The following is a 5,771-nucleotide window of genomic DNA, read 5'->3' on the forward strand; positions in this document are numbered from 1 at the left end:
TTTCTTTACGGCAGTTTGTTCTGGGGGATTTTTCCGGTGGAGTGGCTTGTTGAGTACTCCTGGGAAGCACACATGTGGGGTGCCATTGCCGGACTGGTTACCGCTGTGGTATTCCGCAAAGAAGGGCCACAAAAACCACCACTGCCTGAGGAAGAGTGGGATGATGAGCAGGAAGAAGGAATTGTTGAAGAAAATTTCTAATTCATTATTGTCTAGAAAATCAACCTCTTCCAACTCTTCAACTAGTGTTAAGTTGCGTCATTGCTAACCTAGTGAAGCAATCCGGACACCAGTGTTTTTAATTCCGGGAAATTTTTTAATGAAACGGGCAGGATATTTTCTGGCGTTAATGACCGGGATTTTGAGGACTAAAAACAAATTCATTTCGAGCGAATACGCCCGTTCCGGCTTTTCGGGAAAACTATCTATCCTAAAAACAAAAACGCCCGGCTTACACCGGGCGTTGCTGCTTTTAAACCAATAAGGAGAATTAAACTTTTAACGGTTCAGGCGACCTGATAATACCCACGGGCTAACAACCTGTCTGAAACCCCGCACGGCATACTGAGTGCCCGGTTCTGCTTGCGCAGAAACAGCAGCAGAAATCACCGCAGCCAATTCTTCCTCATTTTCTTCGTCACCATTGCTCTCTGTTACAGGTGCTGCTTTGGCAGCCGGTTTTGGTTCCTCAGGGGGCGTGAGGGTTCCGTTCTTTCGCATTTCGAAGAACTTTTTTGCTACCTGTGGCAGAAGTGCATAAGTGAGTACATCTTCATCCTGAATGATGAGGTCTTTAACTTCCTCCCGGATTTTGTCCAATTCCGGTGCAATCAAATCGGCCGGTCGACATGTGATGGCTTCTTCGTCACCCAGAATCTTTTTCTTAATTTCCTCAGAAATAGGAGCAGGGGTGGTTCCGTACTCTCCTTTTACGACACCCTTGGATTCTTTTGGAACCATCTTGTAACGCTCACCCATCAGTACGTTAAATACCGCCTGTGTACCAACAATCTGACTTGATGGTGTTACCAGTGGCGGATAACCGAAGTCCTTTCGTACGCGGGGTACTTCTTCCAGAACTGCCTCGTATTTATCCAACGCGTTGGACTGTTGAAGCTGTGAAACAAGGTTGGACAACATACCACCTGGGACCTGATATATCAGTGCATTTGCATCAACACCCAGCATCTTTGGGTTGAGCAGACCGGATTCCAGCCACTTATCTTTCAGTGGACGCATGTATGCTGCTAACTCGCTGAGTTTAACCAAATCCAGTCCGGTGTCGAATTCAGTTTCCTGAAGAGAAGCTACCAATGGTTCGGTTGCCGGCTGAGAGGTTCCACCCGCCATAGGCGAGAGGGCTGTGTCAACCACATCAACACCTGCTTCAATGGCTTTCAGATAAGTCATGGATGCCACGCCACTGGTGTAATGGGTGTGAAGTTGAACCGGAACCTTTACGGTTTCCTTGATGGCTTTGATGAGATTATAGGCATCATAAGGTTTCAGCAAGCCTGCCATATCCTTGATGCAGATGGAGTGTGCCCCCATATCTTCCAGCCGCTTGGCATCCTTGGCAAACATATCCAGGTTGTGGACAGGACTTGTGGTATAACTGATACAGCCCTGTGCATGACCTCCTTCTTTGATACAGGCTTTGATTGCAGTCTCCATATTTCGGGGATCGTTCAAAGCATCAAAAATACGGATGATGTCCATTCCGTTGGCCACAGCCTTCTGAACAAAATATTCAACTACATCGTCAGCATAATGCTTGTAACCCAGTAGGTTTTGTCCGCGCAGCAACATCTGCAACGGTGTCTTTTTAGCCTTTGCTTTAATTTTCCGCAAACGCTCCCATGGATCTTCATTCAGGAAACGAATGCAAGCATCGAAAGTAGCTCCACCCCAAGCCTCAAGTGAGTGGTAACCTATATCATCGAGTTGCTCAATAATTGGAAGCATCTCTTCGGTTCTCATGCGCGTGGCAATCAGGGACTGGTGCGCATCGCGAAGAATAGTTTCTGTAATACCAACTTTACCCATATTCAATCAACAGTTTTCCGAGGTTATTCAATAACAATCAATTCCTGACCTGCTGCAATGGCATCGCCTTCTGCAACATTCACAGCTACCACTTTTCCGTCAACAGGAGAGGTGAGGTCGTTTTCCATTTTCATGGCTTCGAATACCAGAATGGTTTGTCCTTTCTTTACTTCGTCACCTTCTGCAACCAACATTTTAAAAATGCTTCCCGGCATAGGGGCAGTTACTTTTTCCCCTCCTTTGGTGGCTGCTTTTGGTTTCGATGATTTTATCTGGCTTGGACTAACGCCACTTTTCATTTTCGGGGCCGATTTCAATGTTTGGAAAGCACCTGCTGTGGTTGTCTTTACCTCTTCTACATCTACTTCGTACTGCTTTTCGTTTACAGTTATTAAATACTTTTTCATGACAGGTTGTAATAAATTAAAATTCGACTTTATTTTGGTGTAAAATTAGAACGATGGAATTAAAGAAAAAAATCTTTAATAATCATTAACTACCATAAGAATTTAGATATATAGATTAAAACAGATATAAGATATTTAGTGAGTTACCTTGCTTTTTAGAAGTTGAATAAAGAAATATTGCAGTATTTCCTGTTTTAAAACATTAAAATCGACCCAAAAAGTACAATATTCAGGGGGGAGAATTAAGGTTGAATTTTGCATTTGTTAACGAAAATACAGAAATATTTCTTTAATGTGCCTTGATGTACACTATTATTGGGATAGGATGGTTTTAAAAAATGTATTTGGATAGATGAAAATAAGCTTTCGGACGAAGAATATTCGGAATTTTTTGACATAGCAAAAACACAATACTCCGTTGAATTATTGCAATCCGCTGCAAGCCAATTGTTTTTACTCGGTGGTTTTTGTTTGTTAAAATATCGTATATCAAGATTGTACGAAATATTTTACATCTAAAAATCTAACGATCTATTGAAAAACACACCCTTACAATAAATATTAATTTTCATTTGTGTTCCGGAATATCACTTGACACAGTTCATTGCGAACGTAGTAAAGTAATCTCTTTTCTCTAACTAGTAGTGCGTTCGCTAAATAGTGTTTCAAATATTTTGCTTTCATTTTTTCTTCCTGCTAGGCGAAATTTTAAAGCATAGCCATAGCTACGGTGCAAAATTTTAACGATGCAGAAAACAATAAGGGAGGTGAAATATGAAATAGTATTTTGTGGTCGCATTACTAGTATAGTGATTTATTTGCAAAAGCGCGGAAATGGTGGCACTGTAATGCATTCTTTGTCGGCCAGCCCGAAATCGGTGGCAAATAACAGAGCCGCGTTTTCAGAAGTTGTTTGTTGATAATGGGATTATCGGTATTAGTAAATGATTAACTTTGCTATCACCCAAATCGTAGGAATATATTCTCCGATTTAATGGTAACGTGTTAAAAATGTATTGTTTATATAGTATTTTTTGGAAATTTTGCTTAGAACGGAATTTGGATTTGCTTTCGATTCTGAACAATGACGGTTTTTCTCTGGCTTTGCCACTTTTCCGGCAAAGGATTGGGCACATCAGTTTCCTTCCGATTTCTGCCATTCATTCCGAGACTAACAGCCACAAGATAACAACTGCAAGCCATGAGCTAACAATCAACTAAACACTCTAAAAGAATGGTAGAAATAATTACAATAGGCGATGAATTATTAATAGGTCAGGTGATTGACACCAATTCTGCCTGGATGGGACGTGAATTGAATAAGGCCGGGTTTGATGTACAAAGAATTACCTCTGTTAGAGATAAAAAGGAAGAAATACAGGATGTCCTGGAAAAAGCCTCCATGAGGGCGAAAATTATACTCATGACCGGTGGCCTGGGGCCAACTCGTGACGACATTACCAAGAAAACACTATGCGAATTTTTTAATACGCATCTTGTTTTTAATCAAGAGGTATTCAATGATATTCAGGGTTTTTTGAAAGGCAGGGTCAAAAATATCAATGAACTGAACCGGAGCCAAGCCCTGGTGCCTGAAAAATGCGAGGTGATTCGCAATGGTATGGGTACAGCACCTATTATGTGGTTCGACTACAACGACAGTGTTGTGGTGTCTATGCCAGGTGTACCGTTGGAAATGAAACTTGCAATGAGTAACAGTATCATTCCCAGGCTTAAACAGAAATATCAGCCCGGAATTATTATTCATAAAACTGTTCTGGTGCACAATATTCCTGAAGCAGTGCTGGCCGAAATGCTAACCCTGTGGGAAGATGCGCTTCCATCGGAGATTAAATTGGCTTATCTGCCGGCTCCGGGACGTATTCGCCTCCGATTATCGGCACGGGGAACTGATGGCCAGCGATTACAAGACCAAATTGACGAAGCAGTTGATGGATTGTTGCCTTTAATTGGTGATAATATTTACGGTGAGGAAGATTTGCCGGCAGCCGAAATTTTTGCCGGCTTTTTTCAGAATACCGGAAAATCCCTGGCCCTTGCTGAGAGTTGCTCCGGAGGTCATCTGGCACATCTGGTCACTTCAGTAGCTGGATCTTCTGCCTACTTTAAAGGGAGTCTGGTGACCTACTCCAACGAGATGAAGCAAAAGTTTCTTGGGGTTAAAGCAAAGGATTTAGAGCAGTTTGGAGCGGTGAGCCCGCAGGTGGTTGAACAGATGGCGTTAGGAGCATTAAAGGCCACTGGAGCCGATTATGCCATTGCAACATCCGGAATTGCAGGCCCGGGAGGAGGAACTGACGAAAAACCCGTGGGAACTGTGTGGATGGCCTGGGCAGCATCAGGAAATAAGGTGGTCAGCAAACGATTCAGGTTTGGAAAAGACAGGGAGCGAAATATATGGCGGACATCAGAAACGGCGTTAATTGAGCTGATGCAGATGATGAAGAAAGGAGAAATTTGAAAAAAAAATCCACTATTTTGGTCGTCTGTGCGAGAGTAATGAAAAATATAAAGGAAAAAGTTTGTTTGTTTTCAGAAAAATCCCGTATTTTGCGCTCTGTTTGAAAAACGTATCGAAAAACGGTTGAGCAATGTCAAAAGTTTGTGAAATAACAGGAAAGAGCTTTCAGGTTGGGAACAATGTTTCCCACTCAAAGAGAAGAACCAAAAGGAGATTTAATCCAAACCTTTTCAATAAGAAGTTTTATTTACCCGAAGAGGACCGTTGGGTTAGCTTGAAGGTATCTGCTTCAGGGCTTAGGTTGATTAATAAGGTGGGTGTAAAAGCTGCACTGGAATCGGCCAAGAAAAATGGTTTTATTTCAAAATACTAAAACGAAGGGTAAATTATGGCTAAAAAAGGTAAAGGAAACCGCGTTCAGGTGATTTTGGAATGCACTGAACATAAAGAAAGCGGCATGGCCGGGACTTCACGGTATATTAGTGTTAAAAACCGTAAGAACACCCCGGATCGTCTTGAATTGAAAAAGTATAACCCTGTTTTGAAGCGTTATACTGTTCATCGTGAAATCAAATAAAACAGTAGTTCATGGCTAAGAAAGCAGTAGCATCAGTACAAAAAGGTGCAGGTAAAGGACATACCAAAGTTATTAAAATGGTAAAGTCTTCTAAAAGCGGATCTTACACTTTTCAGGAAGATGTAGTGCCAAATGATATGGCAAAAGACTACTTTAAGAAGTAATTTCCTGTGCTCACTTTGTGAGCCGTACGATACAATTGCCCTCTTTGGTTATTCCGGAGAGGGCTTTTTTTATGGCTGACAGCCGGAATTTTTTT

The 5,771-nt window shown here is 41.8% G+C and carries 6 protein-coding genes and 1 pseudogene; 5 read left to right on the top strand and 2 right to left on the bottom strand.

All coding sequences use genetic code 11. The annotated features are described in order from the left end of the window. Positions 1–201 (top strand): annotated as a pseudogene (locus QZZ43_RS09725) (rhomboid family intramembrane serine protease); the annotation flags it as partial. 297 nt (positions 202–498) lie between these two features. Here QZZ43_RS09725 and QZZ43_RS09730 read toward each other — a convergent pair. Both QZZ43_RS09730 and QZZ43_RS09735 read right to left on the bottom strand, forming a co-directional pair. Next, the gene (locus QZZ43_RS09730) at positions 499–2,046 is read right to left on the bottom strand and encodes an oxaloacetate decarboxylase subunit alpha (RefSeq protein ID WP_291858386.1); all 1,548 of its coding nucleotides are present in this window, start codon (positions 2,044–2,046) and stop codon (positions 499–501) included. 23 nt (positions 2,047–2,069) lie between these two features. Then, positions 2,070–2,453: a biotin/lipoyl-containing protein gene (locus QZZ43_RS09735; RefSeq protein ID WP_291858388.1), complete on the bottom strand. Its 384-nt coding sequence runs from the start codon at positions 2,451–2,453 to the stop codon at positions 2,070–2,072. A gap of 1,234 nt (positions 2,454–3,687) precedes the next feature. Between QZZ43_RS09735 and QZZ43_RS09740 the strand changes: the two genes are divergently transcribed. The 4 genes from QZZ43_RS09740 to QZZ43_RS09755 all read left to right on the top strand — a co-directional run bounded on the left by QZZ43_RS09740 (position 3,688) and on the right by QZZ43_RS09755 (position 5,676). After that, entirely contained in the window at positions 3,688–4,935 is a 1,248-nt protein-coding gene (locus QZZ43_RS09740; RefSeq protein ID WP_291858390.1) for a CinA family nicotinamide mononucleotide deamidase-related protein, read from the top strand. Positions 4,936–5,065: 130 nt separating this feature from the next. Continuing rightward, a complete protein-coding gene (gene rpmB / locus QZZ43_RS09745) occupies positions 5,066–5,308 on the top strand; it encodes a 50S ribosomal protein L28 (RefSeq protein ID WP_010662881.1) in 243 nt (80 codons plus the stop codon). A gap of 15 nt (positions 5,309–5,323) precedes the next feature. Then, positions 5,324–5,512 (top strand): 50S ribosomal protein L33, encoded by a 189-nt coding sequence (rpmG, locus tag QZZ43_RS09750; RefSeq protein WP_291858394.1) that lies wholly within the window; start codon positions 5,324–5,326, stop codon positions 5,510–5,512. 11 nt (positions 5,513–5,523) lie between these two features. Next, the gene (locus tag QZZ43_RS09755) at positions 5,524–5,676 is read left to right on the top strand and encodes a DUF4295 domain-containing protein (RefSeq protein ID WP_291858396.1); all 153 of its coding nucleotides are present in this window, start codon (positions 5,524–5,526) and stop codon (positions 5,674–5,676) included. The last annotated feature ends 95 nt before the right edge of the window (positions 5,677–5,771 follow it).

The sequence above is a fragment of the Marinilabilia sp. genome (assembly GCF_016278715.1).
In the GTDB taxonomy this organism is placed as follows: domain Bacteria; phylum Bacteroidota; class Bacteroidia; order Bacteroidales; family Marinilabiliaceae; genus Marinilabilia.